General features: G+C 37.0%; 16 protein-coding genes and 1 pseudogene. 8 read left to right on the top strand and 9 right to left on the bottom strand.

Annotated elements, in window-relative coordinates; translation table 11 throughout:
• Nucleotides 1-47: 47 nt before the first annotated feature.
• The 3 genes from F6K15_RS23075 to psbM all read left to right on the top strand — a co-directional run bounded on the left by F6K15_RS23075 (nt 48) and on the right by psbM (nt 4,709).
• Nucleotides 48-3,485 (top strand): TolC family protein, encoded by a 3,438-nt coding sequence (locus F6K15_RS23075; protein WP_293064862.1) that lies wholly within the window; start codon nt 48-50, stop codon nt 3,483-3,485.
• A gap of 760 nt (nt 3,486-4,245) precedes the next feature.
• On the top strand, nt 4,246-4,551 hold the full coding sequence (locus tag F6K15_RS23070) for a 2Fe-2S iron-sulfur cluster-binding protein (protein ID WP_293064860.1): 306 nt from the start codon (nt 4,246-4,248) through the stop codon (nt 4,549-4,551).
• 53 nt (nt 4,552-4,604) lie between these two features.
• Complete coding sequence (gene psbM, locus F6K15_RS23065) at nt 4,605-4,709, top strand: photosystem II reaction center protein PsbM (protein ID WP_124147322.1); 105 nt, start codon at nt 4,605-4,607, stop codon at nt 4,707-4,709.
• 564 nt (nt 4,710-5,273) lie between these two features.
• Here the strand turns inward: psbM and F6K15_RS23060 are convergent.
• Nucleotides 5,274-6,128 (bottom strand): universal stress protein, encoded by an 855-nt coding sequence (locus F6K15_RS23060; RefSeq protein ID WP_293064856.1) that lies wholly within the window; start codon nt 6,126-6,128, stop codon nt 5,274-5,276.
• Nucleotides 6,129-6,232: 104 nt separating this feature from the next.
• Here F6K15_RS23060 and F6K15_RS23055 point away from each other — a divergent pair, with 104 nt between their 5' ends.
• The 4 genes and pseudogenes from F6K15_RS23055 to F6K15_RS23040 form a co-directional block, all read left to right on the top strand.
• Nucleotides 6,233-6,715, top strand: a complete 483-nt coding sequence (locus F6K15_RS23055) for a thioesterase family protein (protein ID WP_293064853.1) — start codon at nt 6,233-6,235, stop codon at nt 6,713-6,715.
• 408 nt (nt 6,716-7,123) lie between these two features.
• A complete protein-coding gene (locus F6K15_RS23050) occupies nt 7,124-7,957 on the top strand; it encodes a sulfotransferase (protein ID WP_293064850.1) in 834 nt (277 codons plus the stop codon).
• Nucleotides 7,958-7,967: 10 nt separating this feature from the next.
• Nucleotides 7,968-8,318 carry a hypothetical protein gene (locus F6K15_RS23045; protein WP_293064848.1) on the top strand — a complete coding sequence of 117 codons (351 nt, stop codon included), beginning with the start codon at nt 7,968-7,970 and terminating at the stop codon, nt 8,316-8,318.
• Nucleotides 8,319-8,333: 15 nt separating this feature from the next.
• Nucleotides 8,334-9,077 (top strand): annotated as a pseudogene (locus tag F6K15_RS23040) (RNA-guided endonuclease InsQ/TnpB family protein); the annotation flags it as partial.
• 384 nt (nt 9,078-9,461) lie between these two features.
• On the opposite strand, the gene F6K15_RS23035 reads toward F6K15_RS23040, so the two are convergent.
• From F6K15_RS23035 to F6K15_RS23025, 3 genes are all read right to left on the bottom strand, one after another.
• On the bottom strand, nt 9,462-11,372 hold the full coding sequence (locus F6K15_RS23035) for an efflux RND transporter periplasmic adaptor subunit (protein ID WP_293064845.1): 1,911 nt from the start codon (nt 11,370-11,372) through the stop codon (nt 9,462-9,464).
• A gap of 74 nt (nt 11,373-11,446) precedes the next feature.
• Entirely contained in the window at nt 11,447-12,154 is a 708-nt protein-coding gene (locus F6K15_RS23030; RefSeq protein ID WP_363268528.1) for a PadR family transcriptional regulator, read from the bottom strand.
• 103 nt (nt 12,155-12,257) lie between these two features.
• A complete protein-coding gene (locus tag F6K15_RS23025) occupies nt 12,258-12,479 on the bottom strand; it encodes a hypothetical protein (RefSeq protein WP_293064842.1) in 222 nt (73 codons plus the stop codon).
• A 1,588-nt stretch (nt 12,480-14,067) separates the two neighbouring features.
• Here F6K15_RS23025 and ftsH point away from each other — a divergent pair.
• Nucleotides 14,068-16,059 (top strand): ATP-dependent zinc metalloprotease FtsH, encoded by a 1,992-nt coding sequence (gene ftsH / locus F6K15_RS23020; RefSeq protein ID WP_293064839.1) that lies wholly within the window; start codon nt 14,068-14,070, stop codon nt 16,057-16,059.
• A gap of 59 nt (nt 16,060-16,118) precedes the next feature.
• On the opposite strand, the gene F6K15_RS23015 is transcribed toward ftsH, so the two are convergent.
• The 5 genes from F6K15_RS23015 to F6K15_RS22995 all read right to left on the bottom strand — a co-directional run bounded on the left by F6K15_RS23015 (nt 16,119) and on the right by F6K15_RS22995 (nt 21,805).
• Nucleotides 16,119-16,655, bottom strand: coding sequence for a transposase (locus F6K15_RS23015; RefSeq protein ID WP_293064837.1), 537 nt, complete (start codon nt 16,653-16,655; stop codon nt 16,119-16,121).
• 59 nt (nt 16,656-16,714) lie between these two features.
• Entirely contained in the window at nt 16,715-16,858 is a 144-nt protein-coding gene (locus tag F6K15_RS23010) for a hypothetical protein (RefSeq protein ID WP_293064834.1), read from the bottom strand.
• Between the two features lie 436 nt (nt 16,859-17,294).
• Nucleotides 17,295-17,957, bottom strand: coding sequence for a M23 family metallopeptidase (locus tag F6K15_RS23005; RefSeq protein WP_293064832.1), 663 nt, complete (start codon nt 17,955-17,957; stop codon nt 17,295-17,297).
• 816 nt (nt 17,958-18,773) lie between these two features.
• The gene (locus tag F6K15_RS23000) at nt 18,774-20,144 is read right to left on the bottom strand and encodes a sensor histidine kinase (RefSeq protein WP_293064829.1); all 1,371 of its coding nucleotides are present in this window, start codon (nt 20,142-20,144) and stop codon (nt 18,774-18,776) included.
• Nucleotides 20,145-20,425: 281 nt separating this feature from the next.
• Nucleotides 20,426-21,805, bottom strand: a complete 1,380-nt coding sequence (locus F6K15_RS22995) for a sensor histidine kinase (RefSeq protein WP_293064826.1) — start codon at nt 21,803-21,805, stop codon at nt 20,426-20,428.
• Between the last annotated feature and the right edge of the window lie 10 nt (nt 21,806-21,815).

The raw sequence follows: 21,815 nt of genomic DNA, 5'->3' as shown, positions 1-21,815 counted from the left end.
TGTTAGTTTAAAATATCAGTTGGACTTGGAGACGAATAAAAAAATCCATGAGTGTTTTTCGTAATGTATTGGTAGTAGGAGCGATCGGAGTAGTTATTTCAAATGCGGGACAGGGGTCTACGGCCCCACCACCTATGCACTCCCAAGGTAATACTCCTAAAGATTTTATTTTAGACCCAGAAGAGGTCAAAGAAAAATCTATTGAGGTAACAGAAACTCAAGAAGTCAAGTCAGATACTGATTCTTTAGAATATATTACTCAATTAAGACCTCAAGGCAGTTTATTAGAAAAGTTAAATTCAAATTCTTATTCTCCTTCATTAGGTACAACAGTACCATCAATAAGACACTCAGAAGTCAATATCAATCAACAATTACCTCAGTCAAAACCTAATCAAGAGATTATTTCTTCCTTCAAAAAGATTGAAAATATATACAAAAATACAGGTAGTTTATTGACAGAACTAAAGTCCCATAGAAAGGGAGAAAATGTTTCGTCCTCAGAATTACCATTTAAACAAAATATTAATCGCAATTTTGCAGCTAACAAGAATCAAAATTTTAATGTAGACTCGAAAAATTTGGCTGAATTAGAGAAATCAAATTCGAGTTTATTGGATTTATTACAGTCAAATTCTGGCAATTCTGAGGTGGCAAATGAAATTAATTCTGGTAATGAAACCGAATTTGAACAGTCAATTACTCTGGCTGGTAAAGATGCTGAAAAAGTTGATGTAGAATCTAAAAATTTGGCTCAGTTAGAAAAATCAAATTCTAGTTTATTAGATTTATTAGAGTCAAAGTCTGGCAATTCTCCCAGAGCAACAGAAATTAATCCTGGTAATGAAACCGAATTTGAACAGTCAATTACTCTGGCTGGTAAAGGTGCTGAAAAAGTTGATGTAGAATCTAAAAATTTGGCTCAGTTAGAAAAATCAAATTCTAGTTTATTAGATTTATTACAATCAAAGTCTGGCAATTATGAGGTGGAAACGGAAATTAATCCTGGTAATGAAACCGAATTTGAACAGTCAATTACTCTGACTGGTAAAGGTGCTGAAAAAGTTGATGTAGAATCTAAAAATTTGGCTCAGTTAGAAAAATCAAATTCTAGTTTATTAGATTTATTACAGCCCAAATCAAGTAATTCTGAGGTGGCAAATCAAGTCAATCCTGGTCATAGAACAGAGTTTCAACAGTCAATTACTTTGGCTGGTAAAGGTGCTGAAAAAACTGATGTAGAATCGAAAAATTTGGATGAATTAGGAAAATCAAATTCTAGTTTATTAGATTTATTAGAGTCAAAGTCTGGCAATTCTCCCAGAGCAACAGAAATTAATCCTGGTAATGAAACCGAATTTGAACAGTCAATTACTCTGGCTGGTAAAGGTGCTGAAAAAGTTGATGTAGAATCTAAAAATTTGGTTGAATTAGAGAAATCAAATTCTAGTTTATTAGATTTATTAGAGTCAAAGTCTGGCAATTATCCCAGAGCAGCAGAAATTAATCCTGGTAATGAAACCGAATTTGAACAGTCAATTACTCTGGCTGGTAAAGGTGCTGAAAAAGTTGATGTAGATTCAAAAAATTTGGTTGAATTAGAGAAATCAAATTCTAGTTTATTAGATTTATTACAGTCAAAGTCTGGCAATTATGAGGTGGAAACTGAAGTTAATCCTGTCAACGAAACAAATAATCCCAAAACAACATCGGAAAGAAATTCAATCCTAGGAAATTCTTACCGAGTAATGACAAGCATAAATCGAGCACCAATAATGGAAACAGTCAATGATTTAGCACAGACTGAAACCCAAGCATTAGGCTTAACTAATCCCCTAAAATTACCCGGTAGAAATAATCGAAATTCAACCACAACTATTCTTAACCCACCTACTTTTGGCAATACTTCAACACAGAAAAAATCCGCCCAGATAACCACAGGTCTCAATCAAACTCCAAGCAGCAATACTGTTCCTAATTTAGCCAGAATAGAAAATCAAAAACCTTCATCAAGAAATAGTGGCTTGATCATTGTTCAACAAACAACAGAAAGTTTTCCTCCATCAGTACCAGACGGAACCTTACAAACAAATCCTCCCCCTCAAATTCAACCAAAATCTTCCAACCCATTAAACTTTCCAATTACCCCTGATGAAGTACAGATAGAAGAAACCATACCAATTACTTTAGAGCAAGCCATTGACTTAGCCAGACGCAATAATCCAGAAATAGAAATTGCTCAATTAGAAGTAGAAAGAAGCAGAGCAAGTATGCGAGAAGCTCAAGCCGCTTTGTGGCCCAGCCTAACTTTTGACTCAAGCCTACAACGTACAGAAAGTGCACAGGGTGATTTGCAAGCTAAAGCTCAACAACGACTTGCAGAAAGTAGGGGTACAGAATTTATAGACACAGATATTCAAAATTTCCCCACCACAACTTTTATCAATGAATTTCGATTTGACTATGACCTTGGCCTTGGTAAAGCTCGTTCTGCTAGAATTGGAATTGCTAGAGAGCAAATGCACCTCCGAGAACTAGAGTTAGAAAGAGTTTCGGAACAATTGCGCTTTGATGTATCTGACGAATACTACGATCTGCAGGAAGCAGATGGACGAGTCAGAATTGGGGAAGCTGCTGTGGCTAACGCTAGAAAAAGTTTAGAAGATGCAGAAGCATTAGAAAGAGCTGGAGTCGGAACTAGGTTTGATGTACTGCAAGCTCAAGTAACATTGTCAAACGAACAACAAAACCTCACAAACGCATTTCGAGACCAGCGTACTGCCCAACGTCGCTTAGTAGAAAGATTGAATATAAGTCAGTTAATCAATTTAACGGCTGCTGACCCAATTGAACCAGCAGGGTCTTGGCCTTTATCTTTAGATGAAACAATTGTGTCTGCTTTTCAAAACCGAGCTGAGTTAGAACAGCAGTTAGTGCAAAGAGACTTAAGTGACGAGCAGCGAAAACTAGCTCTCTCAGCCATCAGGCCAAGCTTAAATTTCTTTGCCACTTACAATGTGCTGGCGTTAACTACTGACAACTTAAGTCCTTTTGCCGCCAGGGGTTGGGCCGATGGAACTACAGTAGGATTCAGCTTTAGATGGAATTTCTTTGATGGTGGTGCAGCTAGGGCGGCTGCTAGACAGAGTATTTTAGATCAAGATATTGCAGAAAATAGGTTCGAGCAAGTTAGAAATCAGGTTCGTCGTGAAGTTGAACAAGCCTTTTTTGGTTTAGAAGCTAGCTTTGAGAATATTTCTACAGCAGAATTGGGTGTGGAACAAGCTAAAGAGGCTTTACGTTTGGCGCGATTAAGATTTCAAGCAGGTGTGGGAACTCAGTTAGAAGTAATTAATGCTGAGACAGACTTGACCAGAGCAGAGAATAATTTGTTAACTGCAATTATTGACTATAACCGTTCTTTGTCAGAGCTACAGCGAGCTGTTAGTAATCTTCCTGGTGGAGATTTGTCGGATACTCCTTGAAGAAGGAAGAAGGAAGAAGGAAGAAGGAAGAGGGAAGAGGGAAGAAGGAAGAGGGAAGAAGGAAGAGGGAAAAATATTGGGTGGTGGTGCATAGTAATGGTAGAGAGTGTATGGGGACCCACCCGCGGGGCCCGACCGTGGAGGGTAGGGCTGTTTCATTCTCGATAGACACGGGGACACACCAGACACACCAGACACGGGGATGGAGGCTTTTAGGCGCCATTGACCCAATATCCTCTCAGAGCAAAAAGGACGCTTATTGGCTCTCAAAATCGGCAAATTTTGGCAAATTTCACTGTTCCACTATCCCCTCATCTCCTGTTCTCCCGCTCATCCTTAATCTACAATACTTTAAAACAGCCCTGCCTCCCTGGAGGGGAATGTTGGGAGTGTGATCAGAAATTTTAAAAAATATATATCTTTACACGTTAGCGAGCAGGACAACCAAATATTACTTTCTCTGAGTTTTATAGTGGCTTTTTCTTCTGTTTTCTTCCAACAGAACATCTTATATAAGATCAGGCTATACAATTAACGAACTTTCTACTTCCATTCAATGCAGACATAAAATGCCGGAATATCCCCAGATAATTCCCACTCTCATCCTTAATATTCCTACTGACTCTTGACTCCTGAGGACTGACTCCTGACTCCTAGCTAAGTTATTTATGAGTATTCAACCGAATATGATATTAAACTTCTCAACATTAGTTAACATTTTTTTAGAATTACCAATCTCAATATAAGTTAATAATTCATAATGGCCAACATCAAATTTGAACAAGAAAACCAGGAAATAATTGCTGCTGATGGAGCAAATTTAAGAATCAAGGCTCTAGAAAACCGTGTTGACCTCTACACCTTTACAGGCAAAATGATGAATTGCGGAGGCTATGGACAATGTGGCACCTGTGTTGTAGAAGTTGTCGAAGGTCTAGAAAATCTTTCACCCCGCACTCCAGTAGAAGAACAAAAGTTAAAGAAGAAGCCCCCTTCTTATAGATTAGCTTGTCAAACCATGGTTAACGGTCCTGTAACTATCAAAACAAAACCAAAGCGCAAATAGCAAATAATGGTATTCTTAACCTTGTGGTTTTTTCAATTCAAGGTGGGTTAATCATGGCAGTTAATGATTTAGGCTTTGTGGCAACCATTTTGTTCATATTTGTGCCAGCCGTTTTCTTAATCATTTTGTATATTCAAACTGGCAACAACGAAAGCTAAATTAGCAGTTTACACATTCAGAGTAGGAGCATAATTTAAAAAATTGTCCTCCTACTTTGCTGTTTTTGTCTAATTAGGGTTTGCTGAAAAAGTCTTATGGGTAAGGGAAGGAGACAGGAGACAGGAGACAGGAGACAGGAGACAGGAGGAACGGGGAATTATAGAGGAGGTAGGAGGAAGAATAATCAAGGGATTATTCTGCACAACTATACGCCTAAAATGCGCTCTTTTTTGAACCATGACGACCATTAAGCTTGGACTTTTTTTAACTAAAAAATGCGCTCAACCTTTTATATGTCAATGCTTTTAGATTAGATCGGTAAACCCTAATTAGCACTTGCTGAATAAAGCTAAAAGTCAGGATAGCTGAGGTAATGGAGCTTTTTATATTCAGTTTATCTCCTAGTTACTTGCTCTTATCTGGCTCAAAATACCGAAATTTTCTGCTGAAATTCAAGAAAATTTCTTCACATATAAATGGCCGAAACCGTTGCCTCTTCCCCTCATCTCGGCATCTCCCCGTCCCCGTGTCCTACCCCCACCAACCAATTTTTTCGGCAAACCCTAACTAGCACTCTGGCGAGCTAACAATACAGGACAATTGGCATAAACCCGCACATAGTCCGATAGAGAATTTCCTAATAGTCGATCGAGGTCCACAAGATTCTTAGCACTGGATGGACGGCGGTCTGGTGAACCTAATATCAATAGGTCTACATTCAAATCCTGGGAAATTTTACAAATTTCAGGACCAGGTTTTCCACTTGCAGAAACACAGCGATATTTAATACCCATTTTTTTTGCTTCTGCTGCAGCTTCAGCTACAACAGGGTCTTTTTCTGCATCGGCAGTATAATCTTGCATTGATTTTCCACTGGGGTCTTTCTTCACGTGGCTCAAAATTAATTGTCCCCCAGGAATTTGATTCACTAAGGAAATAGCCAACTGTAGAGAACTTTTTCCTCCTTTTGATGAGTCTAAAGCAACCATCACATTTCTAATTTTTTTGACGTAGATATCGTCTTTCACCAGTAACATTGGATGAGAAGTTAACTGGAAAACATATTGACTAACTGAATTTTCTAGAATAGCTTGCAGTTTGCCTAAGCCCCGGGAACCCATAATAATTAGTTCAGATTCTTCTTCATCAGCCACTTGACAAACAATATCCTTAGGGTCTCCTTGTTTGAGTCGGGGATTGACTTTTTTTGGATCTATGTTTAAAGATTGGACAGCCTCTGCCAGAATTTTTCCACCTTCTTCTAATTTAGCAGACATACCTTCTGCACTAGCTTGAGGGGGGACAACGTGCAAGACAGTCACAGATGCTACTTGGAAGTAGGGGATTTCTATCAACATATTGAGCATCTGTTCACATAGTCCCCGACCAGCAACAGCTAGCAAAATTTTGTTTATCATTTTTTAATTGAGTCAATCAGCGAATAATAACCTTTAAAACTAGCATAAATCTCCCGTGCCCATGGTAACTTTGAGAAATGTAGCGTTTTAGCAAATTTTGTAAAGTGGCCTCATCAGAACAATCTCAATCTCAGTTACCCACAAGTGCGATTCAAAATCAATCTACTCAGAAATCAGATGCTTGGTTTGAATATATAGTCCGAGTTCATCCTCACCACACTGACTATGCTGGTGTTGTTTGGCATGGAACTTATATTTCCTGGATGGAGGAGGCAAGAATAGAAAGTTTGCGTTCTATGGGTATTGAGTATGCTGAGTTGGTTAATCTTGGTTGTGATTTACCAGTGGTAGAACTTTCAGTACGTTATCATCAAGCGGTAAAGTTGGGGATGGTAGTTGCAGTGAGGACTCGGATGACAAATACTGAAGGAGTCAAACTAGACTGGGATTACCAAATTCAGTCTTTGGATGGTCAAGAATTATATGTTACAGCTAAAGTAACGTTAGTAACTGTTGACCGAGAAAAAGGCAAAATTATGCGCCGTTTACCTCCAAAAGTAGAAGCAGCTTTAACTAAGCTTTATTAATAGTTGAGATTGATTTTTTATGATTATTATTAGGGAGATAATAGAGGGATTAAATTTGCAATTAGCTCCAAATTTAGCAGCTACTAATAAATTTAAACACTTTTTTACTATTATAGGATTAAATTTTTAATATATAACATTTCTCAGGTTACTGAAGTATAGTTGTTTTTCTTATTTTTATTCCCTATTTCCTGAATTATATCATGTCCGGATAATCAGTGATTAAAAAAGCTTCAAAGGGAGAAGGTTTTTTTCCCTTTTGCCCTCAGCTCCCGCTGCCTTCTACCTTACTTCCACCAAAGTCTAATTATTCAACCGGACATGATATTACTACTCCTTACTCTCTACTCCCTAAAAACTCAGAATTTTGTACCTCGCGCTTCTCTGTCAAAATATACTTAATCATAAATGAAAAATTTTGAAATTTTCCCCAAAATTCAAAGATTTAAAATTCGACTAGATGACTGGTTTTTAGCAAAAGAAATTATCAAAGGTCAAGATAAGTATCAAAAATTTATTGTTCTAACTCGTGCCAGAACCGGTTCAAATTTTTTAATGAGCTTATTGCAATCTCATCCTAAAATCCGTGCATTTGAAGAAGTTTTTACAGAACAAAAAAGGAAAATTCATTGGGGTTACGCAAAGTATCCTCGGTCTTCTAAAGTTCTGAAAATTAGGGAAGAACAGCCAAGAAAATTCATAGATGAAGTTGTCTTTCGTAAATTTCCTCCCTCTGTCTCGGCCGTAGGTTTTAAATTATTTTATTATCAGGCTCAATCTTCAGAACTACAAAAGATATGGCAATATTTAAAGGAAAATAAAGAAATCAAAATTATTCATTTAAAAAGAGATAATTTACTCAAGGTATGCTTATCCTCTCATCTGGCAAAAATTACCAATCAATGGATTTTGAAGGATGAAAAATATCGACATAATTCTGCACCAGTTCGACTAAATTATGATGATTGCCTGAAACTTTTTGAAGAAACTAAAAAATGGGAAGAGGAGTATGATAGCTTTTTTAACGAACATCAAAAAATTGAAGTAATTTATGAAAATTTAGTACAAAAAACTCTGCAAGAAACTAAACGAATACAGCAATTTTTGGGAGTTAAACTACAAAGATTATATTCATTAACGCTCAAGCAAAATAAAGGTACATTACCTGAAATAATTTCTAACTACTATGAGCTAAAAGAAAAATTTGAAGGTTCTCCTTGGAGCAAGTTTTTTACTGAATAACTGAAGTTTTTTGAATAAACAGTTAAGCGATTCAAATAATCCTTCAGGTAAACTTAAATTTCCCACATCTATCGACCTGCATAAACTTTTGGTGGCAATGGTTAAACCGAATAACTATTGGTATTATGAAGTCTCTAAAACAGCGCCTCAATATGCTTTGAGGTATTTATCAAATGCTTGGAAGCGAAGATTCAGTAAAGTGTCGGGAGTACCTAAATTTAAGAAAAAAGGTAAAGACGATAGTTTTACTTTAGATTGTTCAATTACAGTCGGTTTTAATCATATAAAACTGCCCCGAATTGGATGGATTAAAACTTATGAAATACTGCCAGATAATGTAACTCCTAAGTCTGTAACTTAAGCCAAGAAAGCTGATAGATGGTTTGTCTCTTTAAAAGCAGAAAGAGAATGCCAAATTACTGAGAAACCAATAGATGTAGTTGGTGTAGATTTAGGAATTACAACTTTGGCAACATTGTCCACAGGGGAAGTGTTTGACGGTGCTAAATCTTACAAAAAGTTAGAGTCTAAGCTATCACGACTGCAATACCTAAACAGGCATAAAACTAAGTTTTCCAATAACTGGAAAAAAGCACAGCTAAAAATAGCGAGACTACAAACAAAAATAGCTGACATCAGGAAAGATACGTTGCATAAACTAACAACCTATTTGGCTAAAAACCACAACCCACCCCCATCCCCTCCCGGGAGGGGAGCTAGAGGGGTGGGTGAAGACCTAAATGTATCAGGAATGATGGCAAATCACAAGCTAGCTAAGGCTGTTGCCGATATGGGTTTTTATGAATTCAGAAGACAGTTAAAGTATAAGTGTCAACTGTACGGCTCTGAGTTAATCATTGTTGATAGATGGTTTCCTAGCTCTAAAACTTGCTCTAACTGTAGTCATGTGAAGTAGTCTCTATGCTTATCAGAACGTGTTTTTGAATGTGAAAAGTGTGGTTTTAGTTGCGATAGAGACTTAAATGCAGCGTTAAATTTAGCTATGGCGGTCAGTTTGCTCCGCAACGCTAGCGCGTTTCGCGCCAGCGTTGCGAAGCAAACGACCGTGACAGCCTGTGGACTGGATAACGCCGACGTTGCCAGATTGAAGCAGGAATAGAACAGATTATTTAGAGAAAATCATAGATTTATATAGATAATCGTAGGTTTCTAAGAGCGGATTAAAAGACAAGTGCAGGAGAAGCAATTTTGACTAAAAAGATAAATTCAGACCTAATAAATGATATAAAAGCTATTCCCAGATAACTCGGTCCTCCTGAGTGCTCCTCCACGGTCGGGGGAGGGGCGAGGGGTGGGTTGACTCCTAAGAAATAACCTAACTATTTGTAGCAAAAATTTATCAAATTGGTATAACAAATATTTATCAAATTGATATTAGGTGTGCCACTCCACTACTAGAGAATAAATTAAGCATTAATACTTGATAGAGCTACCTACTGACTTCTGAGGACTGACTCCTGACTCCTGACTCCTGTAAAATCATTTATTCAGCAACACCCTTATCCTTTCCCTTTCCAGAATTTAAAAGCTTCACAGCAGAACCATCCTTCAACTTTTGCACCCCTGAAACAATCAACTTATCACCAGGTTGTAAACCAGATACCACCTCAGTCACATCACCCTTAACCAAACCTAACTCAATTATTTGACGTTTTGCTTTCTGCTCTTCACCCGCTCCCTCCAACAAATACACAAACCTTTCTTCTCCTAGAAAACCTACCGCCGTCATTGGTACAACTACAGTTTGGCGTCTATCCCAAATCATATTTACCCGCACAAACTGACCATCTTTTAACTTTCCAGCACTATTCTCCACATCTGCTTTGACTAAAATAGTTTGAGAGTCACTACTAACAGTAGGAGAAATAAAACTAACCTTCCCCATACCCAGAACTTTCCCTTCTGAATTATTAATTTCCACAGGTAAACCCAATTTTAAATCCCCTCGTCGCTCTAAAGGAATTGGTAAATTGATTTCCAATACTTGATTTGCCGTCACAGAAGTAATAGTGTCATCGTCAGTAACAAAATCTCCAATTTTGACAATCATATTTCCCACAATTCCAGCAAAAGGAGCTACAACTACCGTATCCTGTAACTCCACTTCTAAACTCTCTACCTCTGCTTGTGCTGCTGCTACCTCTGCGGTGGCCTGAGCAATTTCTTCGGGACGAGTACCATTTTGTAACTCCTCTAAATTACTACGAGCTTCTGCCACCTCCGCCTCTGCTCTGGCAATTTCTTCGGGACGAGTGCCATTTTGCAACTCTTCTAAATTACTACGAGCTTCTGCTACCTCCGCCTCTGCTCTGGCAATTTCTTCGGGACGAGTGCCATTTTCTAACCTTCTCAATACTTGCCGTTGTTGTTCCACTGCTGCTTCTAATGTCTCAATTGTAGACTCTCTATTTCTTTGCAACTGGGTCACTCGTCTCTTTGCTTCTTCTACTCTTGCTTTAGCTGCCTTTTCTTCTTTGAAAATTTCCTGAAACGTTAATTCAGCGATCGCTCCTTCATCTCTCAAATTTTGATTTCGCTTTACTTGTTCGCTAGCTAATTCTAATTCTGCTTGTTGTACCTCTATTTGGGCCTTAGCTTGAGCAATTTCTTCTAACAGACTACCTGACTTGGCATCGGTTAGTCGTGCTTCTGCCTCTTGTAGTTGTGCTTTGGCCTCGGCAATTTCTTCATTACGAGTACCTGCTCGTAGTTCGTCTAAACTTGCTTGAGATTGATTAAGACGCGCTCTAGCTGCGGCAATTTGTTCTGGCCTTGCTCCGGTTTTGAGTTCTTCTAAACGTGCTTGAGATTGATTGAGACGCGCTCTAGATGCGGCAATTTGTTCTGGCCTTGCTCCGGTTTTGAGTTCTGCTAAACGTGCTTGAGTTCGCCGGAGGTTTGCTTTAGTTCTCCTTAAGTTGGCTTCTACATTATCACTTTTGAGTTTAGCGATCGCCTGCCCTTTGGATATAAAGGTTCCTTCCTGGGCTAAAATTTCTATTACTCTACCATCTATTTCTGGTCTAACTCTGACTGAGCGTTTGGCTTCGAGAGTCCCGACAAATTCTGAGGTTTCTTGGAGGGAGGTAGTTTCTATTGGTATGGCTTTAACTAGGGTACTTCGTCGTCTACCTGGAGCTGCTGTTGATGGTTTGTTGGCTGTTTCGCTACTTTGAGACTGCCACCATTGCCCTCCTAAAAATCCTATTCCGAGAGTGGTAATAATTACTGTTGCCCAAAGTACGCCAGGAAAATTCTTTTTGTCAGGTTGAAACCATTCCGGAACAGTTTTTTTCTGGTCTTTATATAGTTCTATTGTGGTATTTTCCTGGATCTTTTCTGGTGGTTTAGTTTTGTCTTTAATTGCTGAGTTTGATGAGTTGAAATTTGACATTTTTTTTGATATTTATTGTTGATTTTTTTGATGAATTATTTCTCAAGTTAATATCTAGTTAAAATGAGTTTTTTTTACTTGATTAGATTCAAAAGTTTATCTTTTTTTTTGTTTAAGACCCCACCGTCTACAGGGTGTTGACAATTGGTTGGGATTTGAGTCTCAATCCACTTTTTGCTTATTCCTTCTTCCTTCTTCCTTCTTCCTTCTTCCTTATTCCTTATTCCTTCTTCCTTCTTCCTTCTTCCTTCTTCCTTCTTCAACAGTTCTAATTCTTTGACTAATTCTTCTGTTAGCCATTGCGTTTCTGAATTAAGCATTGATTTTGCTCGATTCCAAGCCGAAAATTTATAGGGGTCTCGTGGTATATTTTCAGATTGTTGACTCTCTAAATATTCTTGACGTAGTTGACAAGCTATTAAACGATGCTCAAGAATTTTTACTCGTTCCGTGGGTTCTAAATCACTGAAAAAGAAAAATTTAATCAGAAATCTAGAGCGACCTTTTACCCAACTTTCTTTGAGATTTTCTAGCATTTTTTCACGCCAGCGATCGCGTCCTTTTTCTGTTATTTGATAGATTTTACGACTACATCCTGCCTCCCCTGGTTCTTCTGTAACTACAAAAACATAACCCCGCTCTTCTAATCGTTTCAGCAAAGGATATATAGCACCATAGTTGATACTAATACAGCTACTCATAAATAACTCTAACTGTTGCTTTAAACCATAGCCGTGCAGAGGTTTCTTTTGTAGTAAACCGAGGGCAGATAACTCAAGCATTTATATCAGTTTGATATATTTGTTTATTTTTTAATTATATTTCAATTAATTTTATCTGGCCAAATAAAAATTAAAAAATCTTCAACTTATATTCGGTTGTGCATCAGTAAAGTGTGGGATAAGTAAGTAGGGGTGGCCAATATAATCTAAAAGCACTGATATATGAAGGTTGAGCGCATTTTTGGAGCGAAAAAAGTGCAAATTGTTCAGCTTGAGCGACTAAAAAGTTAGGACGGGTGAGAGACACTGCCCAAAAAGATACAGGTACAATTATTCTTCCTACTTTCGAGCGTCTTCCCACCCTCCCCACACTTCCTGAACGCACTACCTTATATTCTATAGTTCTGGGAGTTGGGTAGGGGAAGCGTCATATTGGCGGTGTATACAAGTCATAAGTCAAAATGGTTGGGTGTAAGTTTGGATAAGTTCAGTAGAACGGAAACTTACTTGTTTGATATCTTTATCCCTTATGGGTTAAATACCCACAGGCATCATGAACAGTGCCAATGGGGTTGGTGAGGCAGAGGATGAAATACTAAAATTTTGGCCACAAATACCCACGGCTGTTTCCAGGACTCAGGCAGCCAAAAGCACATAGCGCGGGCTAATATTCCAAATGGGTTTTATAAAGCTCTTAGTTAACATCTTCCTTCTCTTTTATTGCGTATGTCGCAATATTACAATGTAAGACAAATATGTTTCAGGCGTTGGTTGAGAGACATAGAGCGATCGCTTGATTTAGATATAAAACCCTGATGAGAGCTATTTAAAAATAGAGGTACAGAATTCTGTGAGGCAGTTCTATTTCAACTAAGGCAGATACCTCATACCATTTCTCAAAAACTTTTCTACATTTTCTTGAGCTGAGGAGTAGGGGCAAACGACCATTTGCCCCTACAGAACTTTATGAACAGTGCCAATGGGGTTGGTGAGGCAGAGGATGAAATACTAAAATTTTGGCCACAAATACCCACGGCTGTTTCCAGGACTCAGGCAGCCAAAAGCACATAGCGCGGGCTAATATTCCAAATGGGTTTTATAAAGCTCTTAGTTAACATCTTCCTTCTCTTTTATTGCGTATGTCGCAATATTACAATGCAATACAAATGTGTTTCAGGAGTTGGTTGAGAGACATAGAGCGATCGCTTGATTTAGATATAAAACCCTGATGAGAGCTATTTAAAAATAGAGGTACAGAATTCTGTGAGGCAGTTCTATTTCAACTAAGGCGGATACCTCATACCATTTCTCAAAAACTTTTCTACATTTTCTTGAGCTGAGGAGTAGGGGCAAACAACCATTTGCCCCTACAGAACTTTATGAACAGTGCCAATGGGGTTGGTGAGGCAGAGGATGAAATACTAAAATTTTGGCCACAAATACCCACGGCTGTTTCCAGGACTCAAGCAGCCAAAAGCACAGAGCGTGGGCTAATATTCCATAAGGATTTTATAAAGCTCCTAGTTAACATCTTCCTTCTCTTTTATTGCGTATGTCGCAATAATACAATGTAAGACAAATATGTTTCAGGCGTTGGTTGAGAGACATAGAGCGATCGCTTGATTTAGATATAAAATACTGATGGGAGCTATTTAATAATTACCAAAAATGTCATTTGGCTTGTGTTAATTACTTAATAATTGAAGTGCGACTTAAGTTAAGCATTAATGCATGGTAATTGGTATCAGGTATAAATCAAACTACTACTATTGCAAAGATAATAGACCTCTCCGGAAAAGAGGGTGTAGGGAGTAGGGGGAAATAATTGATGATTTATGCGTATGGAATTGATTTTATTTTTGATTATCGGAGATATCTAATGAAAATTACCAGCTACTTCACCTTTGAAATACGTTATTGATTATAGATATATACCCTTAATATAGATAAAAGGCCACCACTCAAGAATACTAATGAAAAATTTCTGGAAACAAATAAAAACAGATGGGCTAAATAAAATTAACAACCATCACCCATCACCACGCAACCCTAGAGCTAATACCCAAAATACCAAAACTATTATTTTTCAAAAATATAAAAAACTTATATGGAGAATTTTGGCGACTGGGATAATTACTCAAGGTGCGTTACTAGGAACTCCAGCTTTTGCTAATAAAACGAATACTCAAAACACTCTCACCTATACTCAACTATTAGAGAAAATTAATGCTGGAGAAGTTACAGAAATAGATGCTTATCCCTCTCAAGGAATTGCTAAAGTTAGCCTGAAAGGGCAAAAAAGTAATGAATCTATGTATACCGTCAATTTATTTGAGTATAACCCAGAGTTACTGGACCGAGTTCGCGCTCAAAAAATTGACTTTGAACTGAAGCGCTCTCCCGACAATAGCGCTGCTATGGGCATTATATTTAATATCCTCATCGTCTTTGTAGTTATCATTGTATTGTTAAGTATTCTGCGTCGTTCTAGTCAGTCACAGGGGAATGCTTTAAACTTTGGCAAGTCCAGGGCGCGTTTTCAGATGGAGGCCAAAACAGGAGTATTATTTGATGATGTGGCAGGTATCGAAGAAGCAAAAGAAGAACTTCAGGAAGTAGTCAGTTTCCTCAAAAAGCCAGAAAAATTTACAGCTATTGGGGCAAAAATTCCTAAAGGTGTACTTTTGGTAGGACCTCCGGGAACAGGTAAAACTCTATTGGCAAAAGCGATCGCTGGAGAAGCAGGAGTTCCATTTTTCAGTATCTCTGGCTCAGAATTTGTGGAAATGTTCGTGGGTGTGGGAGCTTCTCGTGTAAGAGACTTATTTCGCAAAGCTAAAGAAAATGCTCCTTGCATCATATTTATAGATGAAATAGATGCGGTGGGTAGACAACGAGGTGCTGGTATTGGTGGGGGTAACGATGAACGGGAACAAACCCTAAACCAGTTACTCACAGAGATGGATGGGTTTGAAGGTAATACAGGCATCATTATTATCGCTGCAACTAACCGCCCTGATGTCTTGGATGCTGCATTATTACGTCCTGGTAGGTTTGATAGACAAGTAACTGTAGACTTGCCTGCTTATAATGGACGCTTGGGAATTTTAGAAGTCCATGCTCGGAATAAAAAACTAACTCCAGAGATTTCTTTAGAGGCGATCGCTCGACGGACACCTGGTTTTTCGGGAGCAGATTTAGCGAATATGCTGAATGAAGCAGCTATTCTGACTGCTAGAAGACGTAAGGAAGCAATTACACCTTCAGAAATTGATGATGCTATTGACCGAGTGACCATCGGTTTGAGTTTAACTCCATTATTGGATAGTAAGAAAAAACGGTTAATTGGTTACCATGAAGTCGGACACGCTTTGTTAATGACTTTGCTCAAAAATGCCGACCCTCTGAATAAGGTGAGTATTATTCCTCGTTCTGGAGGAGTGGGTGGTTTTGCTCAACCAATTATGGATGAGGGAATGGTTGACAGTGGATTATATACCCGCTCTTGGTTAATAGATAGAATTACAATTTCTCTAGGTGGACGTGCTGCGGAGGAAGAGATTTTTGGTCCTGCGGAGGTAACAGTAGGAGCTGCTAACGATATTAGGAGTGTGGCTAATTTGACTCGTGAAATGGTAACTCGTTATGGAATGTCCGATTTAGGGCCAATTGCTCTGGAGAATCCTAGTGAGGAAGTCTTTTTGGGTCGAGGTTGGCAGTCACAGTCAGAATATTCTGAGGAAGTAGCTACTAAGATTGACCATCAAGTTCGAGCAATGGCTGTTCATTGTTATGAGGAAGCTCGCCGAATCATTAGAGAAAATCGTGTGGTGATGGACAGGTTGGTAGACCTTTTAATAGAAAAGGAAACTATTGAGGGTGAAGAGTTCCGGAGAATTGTTTCGGAATACACGACATTACCTGAGAAACAGGCTCTTTCTGTTAATTTAGAAAAGAAAAGGTAAACTACCCGGCATCAAATCAGATATTATGATGCGGGCTTTTCGTAGCCCTCCAGTATATCCTATATAGTTAGCTGTCTTGGTACGAAATCAAGACAGCTAACTTCACAGGATAACCAGGGACCTCCAGGCTGGTTTACACTCAACCCCAAAGCAGCTATATTTTTGGCACCATTATAATCAGCATCCCCTTTCCACCCACAATGAAAGCAGTGGTAGTTTTTACCTTTCCTATATGTAGTTTCTTTTGTCGGACTTATATGCAAACATTTGTGGCAAGTAAGGCTAGTATATGCTGGATTAACTAATATTAATTTCACGCCATGTAACGCACATTTATAAGCAAGAAATATTCTGAACTGATCAAAAGCCCAACTATTAGATAATCTTCTTTCTTTCTTACTTCTTGGTTGCTGATTAGTTCTTTGTCTAATATTAGTTAAATCTTCTATGGCAATAGAACTTTTATTAGTCGCTGCTTTTGTGACTAAATAAGTTGTTATTTCGTGATTAATATGTTTTTGATAGCGTCGTTCTTTACCGAAAAATTGTGGGTATGCGCCTCCCCTTTTAAGGGGATAATAAAGAAAAAAATTCATTATTAATCAATCCTCTTCTTTCAAGGAGAGGTAATTATTCATTATTCATTATTCATTATTCATTGTTGAACCGATAACCGTTGCTGTAGTTGCCGACATCTCCACTGACAAGCATTAGCAAACATTTCCATAGTGGCTTCCATTTCTTTTGCCACTTCTGGGCTGACCTTCAATTTACAGGATATAGTTGTTATTTGCTTCATTATTATACGATACTTCAAATGGCAAAAATATCAATTAACAATGAAGCTTCATTTTATTTGAAATTAAAAATTCCTCCCGGCACTGAATCATAAGACATCTCCAGAAAAGAGGCAGTAGGCAGTAGGCAGTAAAGGGAAATAATTGATAATTTCTGTGTGATAATTGATTTTATTTTTTATTATTGGAGATGTCTATAGATTACAATGCGGGACTCCTTTTTGAAATTTAGTTGAAGATCGAAATTTGAAGTTTTCGATGAACTCCTACCCCCTTTTTTTCCTTTTTAAATAGCTATCAGCTATTAGTGCTTCAGCTATCAGTCGAAAAAGGTAGTGCATATAATTAGGTATCTGTTTGCGCAGCTTTGCGCGGAAAGCTGACCGCTGAACTGCTCAATTGCTGTTTGCGCAGCATTCCACCAGGAAAGGCTTTTAATTATCTACCTTGTAAGCCTGATAGACTCCTAGTTTGTTGAGCATACATCTCTCGTAAAATTAAACCAGGGTCTACCCAACGACCCCCATATTTCAAACCCCAATGAAGATGAGGGCCACTGGTTCTACCAGTCATTCCCACTCTCGCTATTCGAGTCCCGGCAGGTAGTACTTGACCTTGAAGTAGCATAATTCCACCACCACGATCTACTAAATAACGACGTCCGCCATGAGTTTCTACGCCTCCTTGAACGTGGCAGTAAACGTGTTCCCAATAACCTGACTTAACTACAATGCCAGTCCCACATCGTCTATCTTCCCAAACTTCTACAACTTTGCCTGCCCACCAATTTCGGATGTAGCTTCCTTGAGGTGCTGCTAGGTCTAACCCATAATGAAATCCCCCTCCTCTAGGGCCAAAAGGGGATGTATATCCTTGAAAGTTTTCGACTGGGAAGGAAGCATTTTGCCAGTTATTGACGTAGGCTATTTGTTGATTATTAATTGTGGGTTCTTGAGCTGTGACTAATTCTTGTTTGAGTCCTGTAGTGGTGAAGCCAGCTCCGATAATTCCTAGTAATAGTAAAATTTTTTTTGATTTATTAAAATACTGCTTTATAGGATTAGATACCAAAGGCAAACCAAGAGGGATTGGATTTGACATGGTTTTTATTCACTCCTCAATTTCTTGTGACCAGGGATGATTTGACGCACCTGAAGATTCTGAGGAATTGTATCATAATTTAACCATATTGCCATCTGTCAAAAATTAGTTTACTGAAAATTTGGGTTTCAAGGCCCGTCCCTTAAGGAAAGCTTTTTGAAACTATAGTGCTATATATATTGATATACTGGATTTAGTGTTTCAATCCTGAAAATGGAAAATTCTAACTCATTTTTGTTGAGTAAATTTATAGGTATAAGCTATTGAGTAACTGAGAATTTTCAGTAGTTTATATCAAAACAGGATTTAGGAAATTAAGGCTAAATATAGAGAAGAAAAACTATAGTGCTATATATATCTAGTGTTTTAATCCTGAAAATGGAAAATCCTGAGTGATTTTTGTTGAGTAAATTTATAGGTCTGAGACATTTAGTACCTGAGAATTTTCAATAGTTTATATCAAAACAGGATTTAGGAGATTAAGGCTAAATATAGAGAAGAAAAACTATAGTGCTATTATACCTAGTGTTTTAATCCTGAAAATGGAAAATCCTGAGTGATTTTTGTTGAGTAAATGTAGAGGTCTGAGACATTTAGTACCTGAGAATTTTCAGTAGTTTATATCAAAACAGGATTTAGGAGATTAAGGCTAAATATAGAGAAGAAAAACTATAGTGCTATTATATCTAGTGTTTCAATCCTGAAAATGGAAAATCCTGAGTGATTTTTGTTGAGTAAATGTAGAGGTCTGAGACATTTAGTATCTGAGAATTTTCAGTAGTTTAAAGTTATACCCAAAAATGCAGTCAAAAAATGTCAAGTTGGTATTTCAATCACAAATTCCGCTCCTTTTTCAGGAGAAGAAATACATTTTATTCTTCCTTTATGTTGTTCAACAATAATTTGATAACTTATTGATAATCCTAAACCTGTGCCTTTACCAACTTCTTTCGTAGTAAAAAAGGGGTCAAAAATTTTAGAACTATTTTCCTCTGTCATACCCAAACCATTATCAGAAATATAAATCCCTATCCAATTATTTTCTAATTTTTTTGTGTTGATGCGAATTGTTGGTTGCTCTTCTGTAAATTTATTTGGAGAAAATTTTGTTTCTAGTGCATCAATGGCATTATTGATAATATTCATTACAGCTTGGTTTAATGCACTAGCATAACAATTAACTAGAGGTAATTCACCATAATCTTGAATAACTTTAATCTGAAACGGTAGATTTTGTAAACGAGCTTGAAGAATGAGTAAAGTACTATCAATATCTTTATGAATATCTACATATTTTATCTCTGCTTCATCTAGGCGAGAAAAAGTTCGTAATGATTTGACAATGTCACTAATTCTATTTGATCCGCTTGCCATGGAAGCTAATAGCTTGGGTAAATCTTCTTCAATATAATCCAATTCCATCTCTTCAATTTTTGCTTCAACTTCATCTGGTAAATTTGAGGAATTTTTTTGAAAAAGATGAACTAAATCTAATAAATCTTTTGTATAGGCGTTAACATAATTTAAGTTACCCGAAATAAAGGTTACAGGATTATTAATCTCGTGAGCAACTCCAGCAACCATTTGCCCCAAAGCAGACATTTTTTCAGCGTGAATGAGTTGAGTTTGAGTCTTTTTCAACTTTTCCAGAGTGTTTTGTAAGTAAATATTTTGCTGTTTTAAGGCTTTTTCAGCTAATTGACGCTCAATTTCAGCTGCAGAGCGAGCTGCAAATATTTTTAAAATAGATTCTTGTTGAGCATAATTGTATTTTAAAGGTTTAGTATCTAAGCCTGCAATATGACCAATATTTTTTCCATGACTATCTATAATAGCAATTCCTAAATAACTTTCAGCTTGCAAAGTTAATAAGTCTTGATCTTCTGGAAAAAGCTGTTGAATTGAATTTGGATAAATTTGCAGACCTTTTTCATAAACAATACCACAGGGAGTTCCAATTAAATTATATTCAAAATTAGACCCAAAACAATCTCCTGTCCAAAAGGCTAATATCTTAGCTTTTGGCTGATCGTCGTCTACAAACTCTGCAATTATTGCATATCTAATTTGCAACACTCGAGCCAGGTATTTAACACAAGCCCGAAAAAATTCTTCGCCGATTTTAGATGCTATTCCTGCAACAATGAGTTTGAGATTATATTCCGAGTCAAAATTATGATTTGTCATAACATCATTATATAATTTTAGGTATTATTTCTATATATTTGTCTTGAATTGTAAATCATTACTAGGCTATTTATTCCAGTTAAATTAGTATTATTCCTGAGATATTTAGTAATCATATTTGACTTGATTGTTGTCTTTTTAAGTATCTTCAATATAAGATAGAATCTAGAGCTAAACTTCACCCGTGTAGCTATTTTAATATCGCCTAATTTAGGTGATTTTTTTGCTTGAGTAACAACAGAAATTTGCAAAGTTATGCTCAAAAATGTCGTCACAAACTTTCAAGTTGGTATTTCGATCGCAAATTCCGCTCCTTTTTCAGGAGAAGCAATACATTTTATTCTACCTTCATGTTGTTCAACAATAATTTGATAACTGATTGATAGTCCTAAACCTATGCTTTGACTGACTGGTTTAGTTGTAAAAAAGGGGTCGAATATTTTAGAGTAATTTTCCTTTGTTATACCCAAGCCATTATCAGAAATATAAATCCCGAACCAGTCATTTTCTAATTTTTTTGTTCTGATAGAAATTTTTGGTTGTTCTTCTCCAAATTTATTCTGAGAAAATTTTATTTCTAGTGCATCAATGGCATTATTAATAATATTCATTATTGCTTGCTTTAATGGGTTAGGATAACAATTAATTAAAGGCAGTTCACCATAATCTTGAATGACTTTAATCTGAAGCAATGGATTTTGTAAACGGGGTTGAAGGATTAGTAATATACTGTTAATAATTACATGAATATCTACAGACATTACTTTTGTTTTATCTAAGCGGGAGAAAACTTGCAATGACTTAACAATTTTACTAATACGGTTTGCCCCTCCTTCCATTGAATCTAATAACTTGGGTAAATCTTCCTCAATATAATCCAATTCAATTTCTTCAATTTTGTCTACAACTTCATCGGGTAAATTTGAATAATTTTTATCCAAAAAATAAACTAAATCTAATAAATCTTTAGTATAGCGATCGACGTGATTTAAATTACCCAAAATAAAGGTAACAGGATTATTAATCTCATGGGCAACTCCGGCAACCATTTGCCCTAAACTAGACATTTTTTCAGCATGAATGAGTTGAGCTTGAGTCTTTTTCAATTTTTCCAGAGTTTCTTGTAAATAGATATTTTGCTGTTTTAATGCTTTTTCACCTAACTGGCGCTCAATTTCGGATGCAGCTCGAGCTGCAAATATCTTTAATATAGATTTTTGTTGTTCATAATTGTTTTTTAAAGGTTTAGTATCTAAACCTGCAATATGACCTATAGTTTTTCCATGACTATCTATAATAGCAATCCCTAAATAACTTTCCGCTTCTAATGTTAATAAATCTCTATCTTTTGGGAAAAGTTGTTGAATTGAATGGGGATAAATTGCTAGACCTGTTTGATAAACAGCATCACAAGGAGTTCCATCTAAATAGTATTGAAAATTGGATATAAATTTGTCTCCTGACCAAAAAGCTAACACCCTAACTTGTATCTGAGGACTGTCTAAACATTCTGCAATAAATCCATATTTTATTTGTAAAACTTGAGAAAGGTATTGAGCACAAGCGTAAAAAAATTCTTCGCCAATTTTAGATGCAACTCCCGCAACAATAAGTTTGAGATGATATTCCCAGTCAAAATTTTCAATATTATCAATTGTCATTAAATTTATT

This window comes from Okeania sp. SIO2B3 (genome assembly GCF_010672525.1).
GTDB lineage: Bacteria > Cyanobacteriota > Cyanobacteriia > Cyanobacteriales > Microcoleaceae > Okeania.
The sequence above is the reverse complement of the archived record's forward strand: the minus strand, read 5'-3'. Positions and strand labels throughout refer to the sequence as shown.

Excerpts from the sequence above, each read along its gene's own strand:
- F6K15_RS23000 (WP_293064829.1), bottom strand. The coding sequence starts at position 20,144 with ATGACAAATCATAATTTTGACTCGGAATATAATCTCAAACTCATTGTT.
- F6K15_RS23070 (WP_293064860.1), top strand. The coding sequence starts at position 4,246 with ATGGCCAACATCAAATTTGAACAAGAAAACCAGGAAATAATTGCTGCT.
- F6K15_RS23075 (WP_293064862.1), top strand. The coding sequence starts at position 48 with ATGAGTGTTTTTCGTAATGTATTGGTAGTAGGAGCGATCGGAGTAGTT.
- F6K15_RS23030 (WP_363268528.1), bottom strand. The coding sequence starts at position 12,154 with ATGCTTGAGTTATCTGCCCTCGGTTTACTACAAAAGAAACCTCTGCAC.
- psbM (WP_124147322.1), top strand. The coding sequence starts at position 4,605 with ATGGCAGTTAATGATTTAGGCTTTGTGGCAACCATTTTGTTCATATTT.
- F6K15_RS23060 (WP_293064856.1), bottom strand. The coding sequence starts at position 6,128 with ATGATAAACAAAATTTTGCTAGCTGTTGCTGGTCGGGGACTATGTGAA.
- F6K15_RS23035 (WP_293064845.1), bottom strand. The coding sequence starts at position 11,372 with ATGTCAAATTTCAACTCATCAAACTCAGCAATTAAAGACAAAACTAAA.
- F6K15_RS23015 (WP_293064837.1), bottom strand. The coding sequence starts at position 16,655 with ATGAATTTTTTTCTTTATTATCCCCTTAAAAGGGGAGGCGCATACCCA.
- F6K15_RS23005 (WP_293064832.1), bottom strand. The coding sequence starts at position 17,957 with ATGTCAAATCCAATCCCTCTTGGTTTGCCTTTGGTATCTAATCCTATA.
- ftsH (WP_293064839.1), top strand. The coding sequence starts at position 14,068 with ATGAAAAATTTCTGGAAACAAATAAAAACAGATGGGCTAAATAAAATT.
- F6K15_RS22995 (WP_293064826.1), bottom strand. The coding sequence starts at position 21,805 with ATGACAATTGATAATATTGAAAATTTTGACTGGGAATATCATCTCAAA.
- F6K15_RS23050 (WP_293064850.1), top strand. The coding sequence starts at position 7,124 with ATGAAAAATTTTGAAATTTTCCCCAAAATTCAAAGATTTAAAATTCGA.
- F6K15_RS23010 (WP_293064834.1), bottom strand. The coding sequence starts at position 16,858 with ATGAAGCAAATAACAACTATATCCTGTAAATTGAAGGTCAGCCCAGAA.